The following is a 17,021-nucleotide window of genomic DNA, read 5'->3' on the forward strand; positions in this document are numbered from 1 at the left end:
CCGAATATAACGCGGTACGCGCTACGGTGGCGCGTGAAGAACGTCACCGACAGGATCACCAACCCGTTCGACATGCGCCCGCCCTGTCCGGGCGCGGAGGGCGAGCAGGCGGCCGTCTTCGGGTACGGCGACGCGAACGCCGACTTCCACGTCGTCGGCGACCACCCCGGCGTCCACGGCGGGTGCGAGACGGGCGTTCCGTTCACGGGGAGTCCCGCCGGCGAGCGACTCCGGTCCGTGCTGAACGAGGTCGGCCTCGTAGCCGACCGAGACGGCGACGGCGACGGGCCCGCGGTCGCGAACCTCTTTCTGAGCTACCGGTACATGTGCTGTCTGGCGGACGATCGGGCGCCCACCGACCGCGAGTACGACGACCTCGAACCGTTTTTCGACGCCGAACTCCGGGCGATCGCCGCCCACGTTCTGCTCCCGGTCGGCGAGGCCGCGACCCGACACGTCCTCGCCACCTACGGCGCCCGGGCGGCGCTGGTCGACGACCGCGGGATGGCCGAACTCCACGCCGACCACGTCCCCGGAAGCGGCTTCCTCGTCGTTCCGATCCGCGAGCCGACCGAGTGGACGGACGCCGATCGCGAGCGACTGGCGGCGTCGCTGTCGGAGCTACTGGACTCGGACTACCGCCAGACCGCCGACCTGAGTCGGTTTCTCGCGGGCGACGAGACCTACGAGGTGCGGTAGTCGGGCCGGGGCGACGAGACCTACGAGGTGCGGTAGTCTGGGCCGCCGGGAACGACGGCGTCGACCACCCCGCGGACGGTCCCCGCGAGGAGATCGAGAAGTGTCGGAACCAGCGGCAAGACTACGACGAACGCGACCGCCGCGCCGACGGCCACCAGCGCGATCTGTACCGGCGTCTCGGGACGAGGGACCGCCATGCGTACGCCGACGCCGCCATCGGTGTTAAAGCTCGGTGTGGGTCCGTCCGGGCGTCGCCGACCCGACCGCGTCGCTACTTACCGATCCGGATCGCACTCCGGGCCGGGGTCGGCGGCGCGGCTCGGGTGCGACTCGGCGTCGAACTCCGCCCCGCAGTCGGCACAGACCATGCTGTCGGCCGGGAGACCCCGCTGTGGGGTGACCAGCCCGCAGTCGTCACAGATGCCGTAGAGTCGCTTGCCGGGGTCGAGACCGCTGACGAACTCCATCCGGACCCACGCGTCGGGGTTCCGTTCGTCGTAGATCTCGACGCCGCCGTCGGTCCGCGTCCAGTTGACGGCCTCCTCGTCGCGCCCCCGTGACTCGGTTCGGTCGCTCATCGCGTAGGTGAACCCCGATCGGTATCTATCATAAAAGTTCCGTGATAATATTTACTACGGGCGTGGTAAACCGGCGGCAGGGCGCCCGACGCGCCGGCGGCGACCGGCGGGAGGGAAAACGACTTATTCCGACGCCGCCGAGTGGGACCGTGCAACGGATCCAGCTCGGGAACACCGTCTTCGAGGGCGAGAACGCCGTCTACGTCCTCGGAGCCGACGCAGAGACGACCGCGCTCGTCGACACCGGCGTCGCGGACTCGGCGACGCGCGAACAGCTACGGTCGGGACTCGCGTCCCACGGCCTCGGGTTCGAGGACGTCGACGCCGTCCTGTTGACCCACTGGCATCACGACCACGCCGGGCTCGCGGGCGAGATTCAGGCCGAGAGCGACGCGACTGTCCACGTCCACGAGGCCGACGCCGAGATGATCGAGGCCGGCGGAACGACACACGTCGAGGAGATAGAGCGACGCGACCTCTTCGATCGGTGGGGCGTCCCCGAGCAGAAGGCCGAGGAGCTACTGGCGTTTCTGGGTCGCCACGAGGAGATCAGGGGACGGGCCCCGACCGTCGAGACGTTCGCCGACGGCGAGCGCTTCTCGGTGGGCGACCTCGAACTGGAAGCCGTCCACCTGCCCGGCCACACCGCGGGGCTGACGGGGTTCCGGTTCGACGGCGAGGACGGCCCGGAGCTGTTCGCCGGCGACGCGCTGTTGCCGAAGTACACCCCGAACGTCGGCGGCGCGGACCCGCGAGTCGAGGACCCACTGAAGGCGTATCTCGGCTCGCTCGACCGGATCGTCGACGGCGAGTACGTCCGGGCGTGGCCGGGCCATCGGGACCCCATCTCGAACCCCACCGAGCGGGCCCGCGAGATCATCGACCACCACCGCGAGCGCACCGAGCGAGTCGTCGCCGTCCTGCGCGAGCGCGGCGCCGCCGACGCCTGGACGGTGAGCGCCGACCTGTTCGGCGAACTGTCGAACATCCACATCCTTCACGGGCCCGGGGAGGCGTACGCCCACCTCGATCGGCTCGAACGCGAGGGCGTGGTGGCCAACACCGACTCGGGGTACGAACTCCGAACCGACCCCGACCTCGACGCGGTGTTCGGCGCCGAAGACGTGGCCGTCGACTCCGAGTAGGTCGGATCGGTCGGGCGACGCCGGAGCCGAGTCGGTGGCGCCGCTCGGGTTCGCGTCCGTTCGTATTTTTGATCTGGGAATTTAAAGGAATGAAACCACTTATTAGGAAGCCCTGAATCCGACCACACGAAGCATGGTAGACGCACCGCCCCGCGTGCTCCACGTCGAGGACAACGACTTCTTCGCGAGAATCACCGCCGACGTCCTCGGCGACTACGACATCGACGTCTGCACCGTGGGGAGTGCCGACGCCGCCCTCGACAAACTCGCCGCCGAGAAGTTCGACTGCGTGGTCAGCGACTACGAGATGCCGGGGATGGACGGGCTGGAGCTTCTCGACGAGGTTCACGAATCGTATCCCGACCTCCCGTTCATCCTGCTGACCGGCGGCGGCAGCGAGCAGATCGCGAGCAGAGCGATTTCGGCGGGGGTCACCGACTACCTCAAGAAAGCGACCGGGAAAGAGCAGTTCACGGTGCTGGCAAACCGCATCGAGAACGCCATCTCCCGGCGGCGGACCGAGCGACGCGTCGACCGCCAGATCGAGGTCAACGACCGGATCTGGGACGTGAGTCAGGCGGTCCTTCGGGCGTCCTCGCGCGAGGAGATCGAGGAGATCGTCTGCGAGCAACTCGCCGGGACCGAGCCCTACTCGGTCGCGTGGGTGGGCAAGACCGACGCGAACGCGAACGTGATCCATCCGCAGGTCGCGACGGGCATCGACGTGGCCGCCCTCGAACCGATCGCGTTGGCCGCCGATCGAGACGACGCGCCGTCGGAGCCCCGGAGTACCGACGGGGCGGCGTCGGTGTCGAATCCTCGGCTGATACGAGAGGCCATCGCCACCGAGACCGTTCAGGTCGCGACGCGGCCCGTTCCGGACGCCGACGACCGAGGCGGCGCCGATCGAAACGGCTCGGAAGACGCCGACGGCGAATCGGCGGTCGTCGCCGTGGTGCCGCTGGTGTACGAGAGCACGATTTACGGCACGCTGAGCCTGTGGTCGGTCACCCGAGGCGCGTTCGGGAAGACCGAGCGGCGCGTCCTCTCGAAGTTCGGCAGTAGCGTCGCCTACGCGATCGACTCGGTCCGGACCCGAAAGGAACTCGTCAGACGCGAACAGCGACTTCAGGTGTTCAACCGGATCCTCCGGCACAACCTCCGCAACGACCTCAACGTGGTGTTGGGCCACGCCGAGAACCTCCTCGAGGAGAATCCGGGCTCGGAAGCCGACGTCGACGTGATCAAGCGGAAGGTGATCGAACTCATCGAGATCAGCGAGAAGGCCCGGGAGGTCGGGAAGACCCTCGACCGAGAGGACGAGACCCGGACCCAGATCGACCTCGCCGAGTCGATCGAACACACCGTCGAGGAGTTTCGCCAGTCGTACCCGGAGACGGAGATACTCGTCGACTGTCCCGACTCCGTCTACGCGTACGCCGACAAAACCATCGACGCCGCGATCAGCGAAGTCCTCGAAAACGCCATCGAACACACCGACTGCGAGTCCCCGTCGGTCACCGTGTGCGTCTCCCGGCCCGTCGACGAGAGCGGGTGGGTGGAGCTGGCGGTGCTCGACGACGGACCGGGCATCCCCGAAGAGGAACAGGAGGTGCTCTCGGAGGGTAAAGAGACCGCGCTCCACCACGGGAGCGGCCTCGGGCTCTGGCTCGCGAACTGGATCGTCGAGAAGTTCGGCGGCGAACTGGCGTTCGACGACGACCGGACCGACGGGAGTGCGGTGATTCTGCGACTCCAGCACGCGAGCGTGGCGGGCGACCGGACCCCGGAGTTCTGATCGGTCCGGTCGAGTCGCCGAGTCGGGCGGTCGCCCGCGACCCCGTCGTTTCCGCTGTCTGCCCTCACGGGGCGTGCGGCCGGTCCACACCGATGTTTCCGTTGTTTCGTCGCCGGGCCCGCGGCGGGTCTGCGGTTCGTCGCGACACCGATGTTTCCGGTGTTTATTCCGCGACCCGATCACTCCGCAGTTTCCGCTGTTTCGCCCGGCCGAACGCGACCGGACGGCGAGAGCCGAACTCCGCGAGCGCGACCGGCGTTCGGCGCGGTCGACGAGACTCCCGGACCGATACGGGGTCGAGAGCGTCGAACAGCGGAAACGGTGGGGTAATTGATGGGTCGTGGGCACAGCGGAAACGCCGGGGTAATTGACGGGTCGTGGACACGGCGGAACGGTGGGGTTCGGTTCGGCGATCGAAACAGCGGAAATCGTGGGGTTGGGGCGACGGGGAGGCCGACGAGTGATTTTCGGGGTCGCTCGCGGGTCACTCCTCGATGTCGCCGAACGTGGTCTGGTAGTACGGCCTGATGCTGTCGTGGACGCCGGCGAACTCGATCGTCTCTTCGAGCGCGCTGACCACCAGTTGGAGGTCCTGTTTCAGGGCGTGTTCGCGGTACTTGCCCCCGGACATCCCCTCGTTTTTCTCGGTCGAGGAGATGACCCCGAGCATGGCGAGGTCGGCGAGGTGGTCGCGCATCCGACGGCTGGTGAGCGGTTCGGTGCCGACGTGGTTGCACAGCTGTTCGTACCGGGGTCGGATGTCGCGCGAACGAGCGGGCGTCGTCTCCTCGGCCTCGAGCGAGGTGAGCGCATAGAGGATGAGTCGGGCGTGCTCGGTCAGGTCGGCGACCCCCTCCATGATGCGGTCGCGTTCGAGCTTCTCGCGTGCCTCTTGGACGTGCTCGTCGGTGACCTGCTCGACGGCCTCCTTCCGGGCGAGATCGCCGGCCTCCAGCAGGAGATCGAGGGCCTGTCGGGCGTCGCCCGCGTCCTGTGCGCCGTAGGCCGCACAGAGCGGGATCACGTCCTCGGCGAGCGCCGCCTCGTGAAAGGCGACCTGCTCGCGCTGGCTCAACACCTTCTGGAGTTCGGTGGCGTCGTACGGCGGGAACGACACCTCCTTCTCGCAGAGCGACGACCGGACCTTCGCGGAAAGCGAGTCGCGAAACGAGAGGTCGTTCGAGATGCCGATGAGCCCGATCTTGGCGTCTTCGAGGTAGCCGTTGCTCCGTGCGCGCGGGATCTGATAGAGGATGGAGTTGTCGTTGATGTGATCGACCTCGTCGAGGACCACGATGATAGTTCCGCCGACCTTGTCGAGTTCCTCCCAGAGGAAACTGTACACCTGCGCTTGTGGGTAGCCGGTGTTGCTGATCTGTTCGGACGGGGTTCGGAGCGTGTTGACGAGTCGCACTGCCACCTGATAGCTCGAGTTGAGACCGTCGCAGTTGATCTCGATCACGTTCAACGAGATGTCGTCGTACTTGGCGGCGTCGTCCTGGAGACGGTTGAGGAGAAATCGGGTCGCGGCGGTCTTGCCGACGCCGCTCTTGCCGTAGAGGAAGATGTTCGACGGGGCCTCGCCGTTGATGATGGGTTGGAGTGCGGCGTGGTACTCCTCCAACTCGTCGTCGCGACCGACGAGGTTGTTCGGGGTGTACTCCTCCAGCAAGGCGTCGCGGTTCTTGTAGAGGGAGTTGTCCCGATCGAAACTGAACGATGACATGAACTGTCGTTGGGTGGACGACCACATAAATCCACAGGGCGACTGCGGTGTCCGCTGTTTCTTCTGTTCGATTCTTTTTAAGTTGGGGCGTCGTTCCCGGAGGCCGTAGTTTCCGTTGTCGGATCTGACTTAAACACACACCCACCCCATCGTTTCCGGAGTCTTCGACGGGATCGGTAGGAGGGGGTTCGAGTCGGTATTTAATTTGGGAACCTTTATTACCCAAGACAACAAAAGATATCCGTAGTACAATTAGTCAAATAGACTATTATATCTCTCGGTTTGCTGTACGTATTTTCTAGGAAGCGAAGACGATACCTCGCTAATATTGACAGTATTTGATCTCCGACGAACAGCCGTCGGATCGTGGCGGGCCGATTGTGGCGTCCCAACCCCCTCCCCACTGTTCTCGCGGAAAACAGCGGAAACAGTGGGGTGGGTGTGTGGCCGCCCTTTCGCCCCGTCTCCGCACCCGCCGCCCCGAGACAGCGGAAACGACGGAGTGAGCGTCAGTCCCACGACCAACTGTCGACCTCTCTCGACGTCTTTCCCGGCCGAAATCGGGCTCAGCCGGCCAGTGGGTCTCGAACGAGCGACCGTAGACAACGGAAACCGCGGTGTTGGTGGCCGTGAGTCGGACCCAAAACGAGGCTCGTCTCGTGACCGAAACACCGGAAACGGTGGTGTTACCGTGACCCGTGGAGACCGACGCGCCGCCGATCTTCCGCCTCAGTTGGCGGCGTTCCTCGTCGTATCGTCGGGTGGGTAGCCTCGATAGTGTCGAAATCGCGAGGCTGAACGTCCGGTCTCGACGCCGTAAGCCAACTGGCACGACACACGGAACCGTCCCAAAACAGCGGAAATCGTGGGGTTACGTTCGGCTTCGATCGCTCCGGTCCGAACGGCTCCGATCGCTTCGAGACAGCGGAAACGGCGGGGTCGTGACACGGTGGGACAAAAGGGCCGATCGGTCGGCTACCGCGACGCGACTATCAGCACCGTCTCGGGACGTTCGTCCGCCCGCTCCACGTCGAAGCCCGCGGATTCGAGCAGTTCGACCGCCTCGTCGCGATCGTAGCGCTCCGCGACCGGGGGCCCGCTCTCCCCGCGGCCCGCCCCCGACCAGTCGGCGACCACGAATCGCCCGCCGTCCCGGAGCACGCGTGCGACTTCCGAGAGGGCGGCCTCGCTCGCGAACTCGTGGAACGTCATCGTCGAGAACGCGCCGTCGAGGTCGCCGTCGCTGAACGGCAGGTCCGCGACGTCGGCCGTCACGAGCGAGACGTCCTCCGGGAGGCCCTTCTCGCGGTAGGCGTCGTGCATCGCGGACTGGACGTCCACCGCGCGGATCTCTCCCGCGAACGGGGCCACGTCGTCGGTGTAGAAGCCGGTCCCGCTCCCGAGGTCCGCGAGCGCGGCGTCCGGCTCGGGGTCGATCGCCTCGACCAGTTCCTCGCGGGAGAGGTAGCGGTAGCGCGATTCGTCTTCGAGCTTGTCGGCACGGTCGGCGTCGAACGTGTGGAACCCCATCTCAGGCGTGGCGCTCCACTACCCGGGTCAGGCTCTGTTCGTCCTGCATCCCGACGAGCTGTTCGACCTGCTCGCCGTCGGCGAACACGACGAGGGTCGGAACGCTCCGGACGCCGTACTGGGACGCGAGCCCCTGGTGTTGGTCGACGTCGACCTTCGCGACCGTGGCCGGGGTGGTCTCGGCGACCGACGCCACGACGGGTTCGAGCATCTTGCACGGGCCACACCAGTCCGCGTAGAAGTCGACGAGCACGACGCCGTCGCCGCTCGTGATCTCGGAGAACTGCTCGACGCTCTCGACGTGGACGGGTTCGTCGGTCGATCCCACCCCGTCGGTCGCATCGGTTCGGGTCTCGGAGCCGGCGTCGGAGCGCTCGCCGGCGAGCTGTTCGCGCTTTCGCTCGCGGATGGCTTCGAGTTCGTCGTCGGTCATCGTCCGTACTTGTCGCCCGACGGCATTAACTGTTGTGCAAATTTCCTGCAATACTGACGATCGCCGATGGTGGTCCCGACCCCGCCCACGGAGCGTCGGCGGTGCAGGCGGTCGGTTTCGGGGGCGACGCCGGGCCCGGGAGACAGCGAGACGGAAGCTCCCCGGCGGCGTTTGCTCGTGCCCGTACGCTGATGTGGCACGCATCCCACGGATCGGTATGAGCGAACCCCTCGACGTCGAGGACTTCTACGGGCTGACCCTCCTGACCGACGTGGCCGTCTCGCCGACGGGCGAGCGCGTCGCGTTCGTCGCCGACGAGTTCGACCGCGCCGAAGACGACCGCCGGAGCTCGCTCTTCGTCGCGCCCGCCGACGGCGCACGCGACCCCACGCGGCTCTCGCGGGCGTCGGACGCGAGCGCTCCCGCGTGGAGCCCGGACGGCACGAAACTGGGGTTCGTCGCGGCCCGAGAGACCGACGCCGAACTCGCAGTCTCGCGGGCCGACGGTGACGACGACGAGCCGTCGGACGACGAGGAGCGAGTCGACGCCGGCGCCGACGAGCCGAAACCGCAGGTCTGGGCGTTCGATCTGGAGCGCGGCGGGGACGCCCGCCAGCTCACCGACTTCGAGGAGGGCGTCGAGTCGTTCGACTGGGGACCCGCGGGCGAGCGGCTCGCGGTCGCGGCCCGTGACCCGACAGAGGACCAACGCGAGTACCTGACTGCCCGCCGCGAGGACGACGCCCCGATCGAGACCGAGCGCCTCCAGCACAAGTACGACGGGAAGGGCTGGCTCGACGAGGTGCGGACCTATCTGTTCGTGGTCGATTGTGAGAGCCGGGAGGCCGACCGGCTCGACGACGCCTACGGCGGGGGCGCCCACGAGCCCGCGATCGGCCTCCAACCGGCGTGGTCGCCCGACGGATCGACGATCGCCTTCCTCTCGAACCGGACCGACCGCCCCGACGACAACTACGTGATGGACGTGTACGCGATCGCACCCGACGGCGAGGACCTCCGGCGGGTGACCGACGGCGACCTCACCGCGTCGCGTCTCCGGTGGCACCCGGACGGCGACCGGCTCGCGTTCGTCGGCGGCGACCCCGAGAACTGGTACGACCCCGACCGGGTCTACGTCGCCGAGCGCGACGCCCCGGCAGACGCCTCGGGCGAGACCGACGCGGGTCGGCTCGGCGCGCCGGCGTCGCGATCCGGCGACCTCGACCGCACCGTCGCCCGCTACGGCTCGCCGGGCTGGGACGGCGACGACGTGATCGTGCCGATCGGCGACGAGGGACTGACCCGACTCGCACGGTTCACCCCGGAGGGCGACCCCGAGCGGACGTTCGACGCGCAGGGCCGGGATCGAACGATCGAGGGGTTCGACCTCCGGGGCGGTCGCGCCGCGGTCGTGCTCTCGGACCCGGCGGCCGGAACCGACGTGTTCAGCGCGCCCGCCGTCGATCTCGACTCGGCGGAGCCGACCCGCGTCTCGGCGGTCAACGAGGACCTCGTCGGGGCCGCTCGGACGCCGGAGTGTCGTCGCATCACCGTCGAATCCGACGGGGCCGAGATCGACGTGCTGGCCTACCTGCCCCCGGAGTACGACCTCGACGACCCAGACGCCGACCCCCGCCCGCTGGTCGCCTCGATCCACGGTGGCCCGATCGCGTACGATGCGCCGACGTTCTCGTTCGACTACGCTCACCTGACCGGTCAGGGGTACGTCGTCGCCCGGACGAACTACCGCGGGAGCTCCTCGTACGGCCGCGAGTTCAGCGAGCAGATCCGCGGCGAGTGGGGGCCCCGCGAGCGCGACGACGTGCTCGCGGCCGTCGACGAACTGGTCGACCGGGGCTGGGTCGACGACGAGCGGTGTTTCGCCACCGGGTTCTCCTACGGCGCGATGACGACGGGGTATCTGGTGACCGCGAGCGACCGGTTTGCGGCGGCCGCCGCCGAGCACGGCATCTACGACTTCCGGTCGTCGTTCGGCACCGACGACAGCCACGTCTGGTGGGAGAACGACTACGGCCTGCCGTGGGACAACCCCGAGGGCTACGACGCGAGTTCCAGCCTCGTCGACGCGGGCGAGATCGACACCCCCCTGCTGGTGACCGCGGGCGGCGAGGACTGGCGGTGTCCGCCCTCCCAGTCCGAACAGCTCTACGTCAGCGTCAAGAAACAGGACGTGCCGGCTCGACTCGTCGTCTACCCGGACGAGCACCACGCCATCGGCGACCCCGACCGGGCGATCCACCGGCTCGAAGAGCTGACCGACTGGTTCGAGCGCCACGACCCCGACGCGTAGGTCGACGCGTCAGAGACGCGGGTCAGATCACGCCGACTCGGGGGCGACCGTCTCGGACTCCTCGACGTCGGGACGGGGTCCGTGAACGACATGGTTCCCGTCGGCCCGGACCTCGACCCGGCACCCCCGCAACTCGAACACGACCCGTCCCCGAGTCCGCGGCCGTCCGTCGCACCGGTCGTCGAACAACCGCCTGAGGGCGTCCGGATCGATCACGTCGTACAGCACGAACTCCTCGTCGGTCGGCTCGCAGTCGGTGATCGCCGCGACCGCCCGCGGGACGCTGACGGCCGGATCGTCGGCGTCGGTTGCGATTCGGTACGCCGGCCGCTCGCCGCGGTCGAGCGACGGTTCGCGTTCCACGTAGTGTGTCGTCGCGTCTCTCATAGTTAGATACGGACAGCCGAACTCCCGATTCCGTAGCATCTGAGAACTACGGTATCTGATAAAAAACCCTCGGTTCGCGTTTACCGTTATCGGCTCACCACCGGAAATTACTGCCGGTAGCGTGCCGGCGGCCGGGGTTCGCGCGCTAACTCTGGACCACTCAGCCCGTCGACTCCGAGGCTGTCAGCGCATCGACTCGGGGCCTTTCACTCTCTGGTCAGGATCATCGCGTCGTCGGCCGCCTGCTCGCCGACGTGCTCGCGGAACTGCTCGGCGTGGATCGCCTTCAGCCGCGAGAGCCCGTCGGGTCCGGCGTCGAGCCGCTCGCCGAACTCGGCCCAGACGTGGCTCCGGACCGAGAGGTAGTACGCGGCGTCGGTCCGGGCCACGAGCGGGTCACGGTGGAACTGGGTCCGGTAGTCGTAGACGAGATCCTCGACCGAGAGAGCCGGGAGCGCCCGGACGGCCTCCTGATGGCGGGCGACGAGCGCACGGTCGGCCTCGTCGTCGACGTCGGGGAACGGATCGAGGGGGTCGGCCATGCCCGCCGCTACGGCCGCCCCACGGTTAAACGGCGGCGGTGAGTCGGATCGATGACGGCCGCCGTCGCGACCGAACACCCCGGCGTTGGGCCCCGACGATCGGGGGTCTACCGTCGCGCGATCAGCACCGCGAGGACGACCCCGACCACCGCGACGACCGGACCGAACCCGGGGACGCCGGTCGAGGGCGTCTCGGTCGCGGTCGCCGTCTCGGCCCGGAGCGCCGTGGTCGACGGATCGTCGCCGCCCGGGGTGTCGGTCGTCGCTCGCTCGGTCGTCTCGGCGTCAGTCGCGTTCGGCGACCCGATCCGGACCAGCCAGCCGTCCCGGCCGTCGGCGTCGGCGCCGCCGGTCTGGCCCGCGAGCAGGTAGCCGCCGTCGTGGCCGCGGATCGCGGGCCACGGCTTGTCCCACCCCGAGGTGCCGTAGTACGACTCGTCTGTGACCCGACCGTCGGCGTCTGTCGCGACCACGTAGCCGTCCGCGCTCCCGTCGGGACCCGCGTTCGAGCTTCCGGTGAACAGGAAGCCCTCCTCGGTCCGCATCGCCGAGTCGAGCCACTGGGTGCCGTTCCCGCCCGGCCTGCGCTCCCACGCGACCGAGCCGTTCGCGCCGACCTTCACGAGCCACCCGTCGCGCGGGCCGGTGGCGTTGCTCTCGGTCTCGCCGGCGAACACGAAGCCGCCGTCGGCGGGCGCGGCCGCCCACACGTCGTCCCTGCTGGCCCCGCCCGCGGTCGTCTGCCACTGCTCGGCGCCGTCGGCGCCGATCGCGAGCGCCCACCCGTCGTCGGTCTCGCCCTCGACCTTGCCGGCGAGGTAGTACCCCGACTCACGGGGCACGATCGCGCGGAGGTAGCCGTCGCCGTACCGCTCGGGGGTCGGGTACGCCTCGGTCCACTCGGTCGATCGGTTCTCGTCGAGCCTGAGCGCCACGCCCTCGCGGCGGTCGCTCCGGGTCCACCCCGCGAGGAGGTAGCCCGAATCGTCGGCTTCGAGCGCGTAGAAAGCGCCCGCCGACGGCGTCCGTTCCGCGACGACCTCGCCGTCGGGCCCGACCTCGACGATCCAGCCCCGCGGGCTCCCCTCTCGATCGGTCCGGCCCGCCAGAACGTAGCCGTCCTCGGCTCGCGCGACCCCGTAGAAGCGGTCGGTGCCCGACTCGCCGTAGGTGCGCTCCCACTCGATCTCGCCCTCGGCGTCGGTCTTGACGACCCACCCGTCGCGGTCCTCGCCGCTGGCCCACCCGACCGCGAGGTAGCCGCCGTCGTCGGTTCGGACCAGGTCCGCGAAGGTGTCGTCGCCCTCGCCCCCGTGGGTCCGTTGCCACTGTTCGGGGAGGTCGGGGCGGGCGAGCGTCTCGGCGTCTCCGTGGCCGGCGTCGGCGGCGCTCGTGGCGATCGCGGGCAGGGCGGCGGCCAGCCCCGCGCCGACGACGAGCGCCGTCAGCACCGCTGTGAGCAGTCTCATGCGCGTCACTCGACGCTCGACGGTGTTTGTTATGGGCCGGCTGTACGGGCGTAGGCGGAGCCTGTCGCATCCAAAAGCGTAAACTGACTCCCTGCGAGCGTCCGGCCATGTCCCGGACGGCTCTCCTGTTGGCCGGCGTCGGTATGGTAACGTGGGGCGCGTGGGTGGTGTTGGCGGACCTCGCCACCCGGACGCTCGAACCCGAGATCGCGATGGCGATCTCGTATCTCGCGGGCGCCGGCGTCGCGGTCGCGTACATCCTCTCGCAGGGCGGCGCGCCCGCGGTCACCGGGATCGGCGCGGGCTACGCGCTCGCCGGCGGGCTGTTCTCGGGCGTCGGGGGCGTGAGCTACTACGCCGCGCTCCAGTACGGCGACGCGTCGGTCGTCTCGACGATCACCGCCCTCTACTTCGTCGTCGCGGCGGTGCTCGGGGTCCTGTTTCTCGGCGAGTCGCTCGGCGCCCGCGACGCGGTGGGGATCGCGCTCGCGGTCGGGGCCGTGGCGGTGCTCTCGACCTGACCGCCGGCCGCGTCGGCGTGGAGCTCGACGCCCCGGACTCACTCCCGTCTCCACACCTCGGGTTCGAGGTCGAACCGCCGCAGGACCGAGGGGTAGCCGAAGGCGATGGTCAGCGCCGCGATCATCCGGGGGACGAACCCGTCGACGCCGACCGCTGCGAGGACGACGACGGACGCGAAGTACAGCAGCATCATCGCCACGAACTGCGGCAGGAGCTGTCGCCACTTCGATGTCATACGACTGTCGAAGGTCCCTGAGATGTTAAACGTGCGTGGGTCGCCGGCCCGCCCGGTCACTCGAACGCGGGGACGACCTCGCCGCCGAGGCGCTCGATGCACTCGACCATCGCGTCCGTGCCGATCCCGGGGTGGTAGGTCCGGAAGATGAAGTGGACGTCGTCGCCGAGCGCCTCGCGGTACGCGGTCAGCTCTTCTACGACGTCCTCGGGAGACCCGTAGATGGCCTGCTCGCGGAGTTCGGTTCGGCGCTCGTCGGACAGCTCCGCGACCGGTTCGTCGCCGAAGATTTCGGCGTACCGGCGCTGGAGATAGAGGTAGCCGTCCCGCATCGTCGCCCACGCCTCCTCGCGGGAATCGCCGACGAAGCCGTGCTGGAGGACGTAGACGTCGAACTCCCCGTCGAGGCCCTCCTCGTCGCGGACCCGCCGGATGTCCTCGACGCGCTTTCGCACCCCTCCGATCGAGAGCGCGGAGGGCGCACACCACGCGTCGGCGACGCGGGCGGCCCGCCGGACCGCCGGCTTGGCCGCCCCGCCGTACATGATCGGGATCGACTCGTCCGGTTTGGGGGTGACCGTCGCGTCGGGCGAGACCTCGTGAAACTGCGCGTCGTACTCGAGCGGGCCGTCGGACCACGCCGCGCGCAGGAGGTCGGTGGCGTCCCGGAGCCGGTCGACGCGCTCCTCGCGGGGGACGCCGAACTCCTCGAACTCCCGGGGATTCGACCCGATGGCGAGCCCGAGGGTCAGCCGACCGTCCGCGAGCAGATCGACCGTGGCGGCGTCCTCGGCGAGCCGGACCGAGTCGTACAGCGGTGCGAGCGCGATACAGCTCCCGACCTCGACGTCGTCGGTCGCGGTCGCCAGCGCGCCGAGTGCGGGCATCGTCGCCGAGAGGTAGCCGTCCTCGGCGAAGTGGTGTTCGGAGACCCACGCGCTCGCGAGGCCGGCGTCGTCGACCGCCCGGCCGAGAGTCAGCATCTCCTCGTAGATGTCGCTCGTCGATCTGTCGTCGTCGGGTCGGCGCTGACAGGTGAAAAGCCCCGTGCCGATCTCCATACCCCGTGGTCGCTGGCCGTCGACTTAGTTTGTCGGGACCGGCTAGTAGTCGATTGTGGTGATCTCCTCGACGGGCCACTGGCTCAGGATCTCGACCCCGCTCTCGCGCACCACCACCATCTCCTCGACACGGACGCCCTGCCGGTCGGCCGGACGCATCGTCTCGACGGCCATCGTCATCCCCTCCTCGATCTCGATCGGGTGGTCGGGCGAGAGCCCGCGCCAGATCAGCGGCACCTCGTAGAGCTGGAGCCCGAGCCCGTGGGCCCAGTGGTTCGTGGTCATCTCCCAGAACTCCTCGGCGCCGTACCACTCCATCTGCTCGCCGTCCTCGTCGGGGAACCCCCGACAGATCTCGTCGGTGGTCGCGCCGGGCTCGATGCGTTCGAGCACGTCGTAGAGGTCGTCGCGGGCCTTCCGGTAGGCCTCCCGCTGGGCCGCGGTCGGGTCGCCGAGGCTGAACGTCCGGTAGTAACACGACCGATAGCCGTTGAACCCGACGTTGTAGAAGTCGGCGTACACGAGGTCGCCGGGCCGCATCACGCGGTCGGTGGTGTTGGCCTGATGTTTGGGCCAGGTGTTCGGCCCGGAGGTGACGTAGCCGCCCTGCACCATCGCACCGAGCCCCCAGAGCTCCTCGGTGGCCGCGCCCCACACCTCCGACTCGCGCGCGCCGGGCTTTGCGGTCTCGGTGATCCGCTGGAAGCCGGCCTCACAGAGCGCGGCGACCATCCGGAGACACTCGATCTCGTCGCGGGTCTTTATCTTCCGGGCGTCCGCCATGGCCTGCGTACACTCGTCGGGCCGAACGTCCACGCCGCGGTCCTCGAACTTCCCGATGAGCGAGCGGTTGCCCACGTCGATGCCCATCGGTTCGTTCTTCACGCCGTACTCCTCGGCCGCCTCGACGACGAGGTCGGCCATCTTGCCCGCGAGCCAGTCGCGGGCCGACTCGCGCCCCGACGCCCGCGGGACGTTGCCCAGCCCGGGCGCGGCGTACCGCACGTCGTCGAGCCACGGGCAGTTGTACCGCTGGTTGCTCGCGTGGTCGGCGGTGTCCCAGTGGACGACGTCGCCGTCCTCGGTGAGGAGGGTGTAGTGGTCGGCGCCCGACCCGCCGGTCATCGCGAGGCCGGTGACGTACCGGACGTTGGGATCGTCGACCAACAGCATGCTCCCGAGCCCGGCCTCCCGCATCCGTTCGAGCGCCCGCGCCTTGCGCTCGCGGCGCAGTCGCTGGAAGTCGATGCGCTCCTCCCAGTCGACCGCCATCGTGCCCCGCGTGCCTTCCATGAAATCGCGCTGATAGAAACCCATGACCGTCCGTACGCCGAGGTCTGTAATGAAAGTAAGTGGCCGTCCGGGCCGGACGCGTCCACTGCACACGCGGAGTCGGGTTCGCGCGTAGTTTTAACACCGCTCCCGACGACCACCGAATTATGTACAAACACGTCGCCCTGCTCGTCCGCAAGGAGGGGCTGACCCACGAGGAGTTCGTCGACCACTGGCAGACCGAACACGCCCCGATCGCCCGCGAGATCGACGGCGTCAGGCGCTATCAGACCGTCCTGCCGACGGACCCGGGGAACGCGGAGTTCGACGGGATCGCCGAACTCTACTTCGAGGACCTCGACGCGCTCCACGACGCGTTGGGGAGCGAGGGCTCGCGGGACTACGACCCCGAGAAAGGGACCGCGAAGGCGGCCCGCGAGGACGTCGACAACTTCCTGGCCGTCGAGAAGCGGCCCCGATTCGTCGGCGAGGAGGTCGTCCAGAGAGACGACGTCGACGGCGACACCGACGGCCTCTACAAGCACTCGGCGTTTCTCGTCCGCAAGGAGGGGCTGACCCACGAGGAGTTCGTCGACCACTGGCAGACCGAACACACCCCGATCGCCCGCGAGATCGACGGCGTGGTCCGGTACGCCACCGTGTTGCCGACGGACCCGGAGAACGCGGAGTTCGACGGCGTCGCCGAACTCTACTTCGAGGACCTCGATGCGCTCCACGACGCGCTGGGAAGCGAGGGCTCGCGGGACTACGACCCCGAGAAAGGGACCGCGAAGGCGGCCCGCGAGGACGTCGACAACTTCCTGGCCGTCGAGGAGCGACCCCGATTCATCGGTCGAGAGACGGTCCAGAAAGACGACCGCTCGTAGGTTCGTCGGTGTCGACGACCGGCTACGGCCGGATGTAGGCGTACCCGTCGTCTTGGAGTCGGGTGAGCTCGCCGACGCCCGAGGACACCGTCTCGACGCCGTCGACGAGATCGGACTCCGAGAGGTCCATGGTGTCGAGGGTGTTCGAACAGGCCTTGAACGAGATCCCGGCCGCAAGCAGGTCGGCGACCGTCTCGCTCCCGTCCCCGCCCGCTGTGAGCGGCTCGATGCCCTCCGCCTGCGCGACCACCGCGATGTCGTCCATCTCGACGGTTTCGTCCTTCGAGAGGTTCTCCGCGACGGTGAGCGCAGTCTGCTGTTGGGCCTCCTCGCCGGTGATGAGGTGGAACACGGTTCGCATACCGGAGAGACGGCGCGGTCGCGGGAAACGGTTGTGGCCGGGCCAACGCTTACGGTCCGACGCGA

At 68.6% G+C, this 17,021-nt stretch carries 18 protein-coding genes; 6 read left to right on the forward strand and 12 right to left on the reverse strand.

The genetic code is table 11. The annotated features are described in order from the left end of the window. Positions 1 to 33 precede the first annotated feature (33 nt). On the forward strand, positions 34 to 699 hold the full coding sequence (locus EPL04_RS16915) for a uracil-DNA glycosylase family protein (RefSeq protein ID WP_134672357.1): 666 nt from the start codon (positions 34 to 36) through the stop codon (positions 697 to 699). Between the two features lie 20 nt (positions 700 to 719). Here the strand turns inward: EPL04_RS16915 and EPL04_RS18900 are convergent, their stop codons facing one another. Next, the gene (locus EPL04_RS18900) at positions 720 to 896 is read right to left on the reverse strand and encodes a hypothetical protein (RefSeq protein WP_167599508.1); all 177 of its coding nucleotides are present in this window, start codon (positions 894 to 896) and stop codon (positions 720 to 722) included. Between the two features lie 78 nt (positions 897 to 974). Further along, entirely contained in the window at positions 975 to 1,277 is a 303-nt protein-coding gene (locus EPL04_RS16920) for a hypothetical protein (protein ID WP_134672358.1), read from the reverse strand. Positions 1,278 to 1,426: 149 nt separating this feature from the next. On the opposite strand from EPL04_RS16920, the gene EPL04_RS16925 reads away from it, so the two are divergent. Next, positions 1,427 to 2,422 carry an MBL fold metallo-hydrolase gene (locus EPL04_RS16925; protein WP_134672359.1) on the forward strand — a complete coding sequence of 332 codons (996 nt, stop codon included), beginning with the start codon at positions 1,427 to 1,429 and terminating at the stop codon, positions 2,420 to 2,422. A gap of 133 nt (positions 2,423 to 2,555) precedes the next feature. Continuing rightward, positions 2,556 to 4,220, forward strand: coding sequence for an ATP-binding response regulator (locus EPL04_RS16930; RefSeq protein ID WP_134672360.1), 1,665 nt, complete (start codon positions 2,556 to 2,558; stop codon positions 4,218 to 4,220). Positions 4,221 to 4,704: 484 nt separating this feature from the next. Here EPL04_RS16930 and EPL04_RS16935 read toward each other — a convergent pair whose 3' ends face one another. From EPL04_RS16935 to trxA, 3 genes are all read right to left on the reverse strand, one after another. Further along, the gene (locus tag EPL04_RS16935; protein ID WP_134672361.1) at positions 4,705 to 5,946 is read right to left on the reverse strand and encodes an orc1/cdc6 family replication initiation protein; all 1,242 of its coding nucleotides are present in this window, start codon (positions 5,944 to 5,946) and stop codon (positions 4,705 to 4,707) included. Positions 5,947 to 6,921: 975 nt separating this feature from the next. After that, the gene (locus EPL04_RS16940; protein ID WP_134672362.1) at positions 6,922 to 7,476 is read right to left on the reverse strand and encodes a class I SAM-dependent methyltransferase; all 555 of its coding nucleotides are present in this window, start codon (positions 7,474 to 7,476) and stop codon (positions 6,922 to 6,924) included. A gap of 1 nt (position 7,477) precedes the next feature. Continuing rightward, positions 7,478 to 7,909, reverse strand: coding sequence for a thioredoxin (gene trxA / locus EPL04_RS16945; protein WP_134672363.1), 432 nt, complete (start codon positions 7,907 to 7,909; stop codon positions 7,478 to 7,480). Positions 7,910 to 8,126: 217 nt separating this feature from the next. Here trxA and EPL04_RS16950 point away from each other — a divergent pair, with 217 nt between their 5' ends. Beyond that, a complete protein-coding gene (locus EPL04_RS16950) occupies positions 8,127 to 10,220 on the forward strand; it encodes an alpha/beta hydrolase family protein (RefSeq protein WP_134672364.1) in 2,094 nt (697 codons plus the stop codon). A gap of 27 nt (positions 10,221 to 10,247) precedes the next feature. On the opposite strand, the gene EPL04_RS16955 is transcribed toward EPL04_RS16950, so the two are convergent. From EPL04_RS16955 to EPL04_RS16965, 3 genes are all read right to left on the reverse strand, one after another. Next, entirely contained in the window at positions 10,248 to 10,583 is a 336-nt protein-coding gene (locus EPL04_RS16955; RefSeq protein WP_134672365.1) for a HalOD1 output domain-containing protein, read from the reverse strand. 230 nt (positions 10,584 to 10,813) lie between these two features. Beyond that, positions 10,814 to 11,149 carry a hypothetical protein gene (locus EPL04_RS16960; RefSeq protein ID WP_134672366.1) on the reverse strand — a complete coding sequence of 112 codons (336 nt, stop codon included), beginning with the start codon at positions 11,147 to 11,149 and terminating at the stop codon, positions 10,814 to 10,816. Positions 11,150 to 11,256: 107 nt separating this feature from the next. Further along, positions 11,257 to 12,618 (reverse strand): PGF-CTERM sorting domain-containing protein, encoded by a 1,362-nt coding sequence (locus EPL04_RS16965; RefSeq protein WP_134672367.1) that lies wholly within the window; start codon positions 12,616 to 12,618, stop codon positions 11,257 to 11,259. A gap of 107 nt (positions 12,619 to 12,725) precedes the next feature. On the opposite strand from EPL04_RS16965, the gene EPL04_RS16970 reads away from it, so the two are divergent. Next, positions 12,726 to 13,139, forward strand: coding sequence for an EamA family transporter (locus EPL04_RS16970; RefSeq protein ID WP_134672368.1), 414 nt, complete (start codon positions 12,726 to 12,728; stop codon positions 13,137 to 13,139). A 38-nt stretch (positions 13,140 to 13,177) separates the two neighbouring features. Here the strand turns inward: EPL04_RS16970 and EPL04_RS16975 are convergent, their stop codons facing one another. From EPL04_RS16975 to EPL04_RS16985, 3 genes are read right to left on the reverse strand one after another with little or no spacing between them, the layout of a single operon-like run. Further along, positions 13,178 to 13,375: a hypothetical protein gene (locus EPL04_RS16975; protein WP_134672369.1), complete on the reverse strand. Its 198-nt coding sequence runs from the start codon at positions 13,373 to 13,375 to the stop codon at positions 13,178 to 13,180. A 56-nt stretch (positions 13,376 to 13,431) separates the two neighbouring features. Next, a complete protein-coding gene (locus EPL04_RS16980; protein ID WP_134672370.1) occupies positions 13,432 to 14,436 on the reverse strand; it encodes an LLM class flavin-dependent oxidoreductase in 1,005 nt (334 codons plus the stop codon). Between the two features lie 42 nt (positions 14,437 to 14,478). Then, complete coding sequence (locus EPL04_RS16985; RefSeq protein ID WP_134672371.1) at positions 14,479 to 15,753, reverse strand: M24 family metallopeptidase; 1,275 nt, start codon at positions 15,751 to 15,753, stop codon at positions 14,479 to 14,481. Between the two features lie 122 nt (positions 15,754 to 15,875). Between EPL04_RS16985 and EPL04_RS16990 the strand changes: the two genes are divergently transcribed. Continuing rightward, on the forward strand, positions 15,876 to 16,595 hold the full coding sequence (locus EPL04_RS16990; protein ID WP_134672372.1) for an EthD domain-containing protein: 720 nt from the start codon (positions 15,876 to 15,878) through the stop codon (positions 16,593 to 16,595). A 22-nt stretch (positions 16,596 to 16,617) separates the two neighbouring features. Here EPL04_RS16990 and EPL04_RS16995 read toward each other — a convergent pair whose 3' ends face one another. Continuing rightward, entirely contained in the window at positions 16,618 to 16,956 is a 339-nt protein-coding gene (locus EPL04_RS16995) for a DsrE family protein (RefSeq protein ID WP_134672373.1), read from the reverse strand. Positions 16,957 to 17,021: the final 65 nt, after the last annotated feature.

This window comes from Halorussus marinus (assembly GCF_004521895.1).
GTDB classification, from domain to species: Archaea; Halobacteriota; Halobacteria; order Halobacteriales; family Haladaptataceae; genus Halorussus; species Halorussus marinus.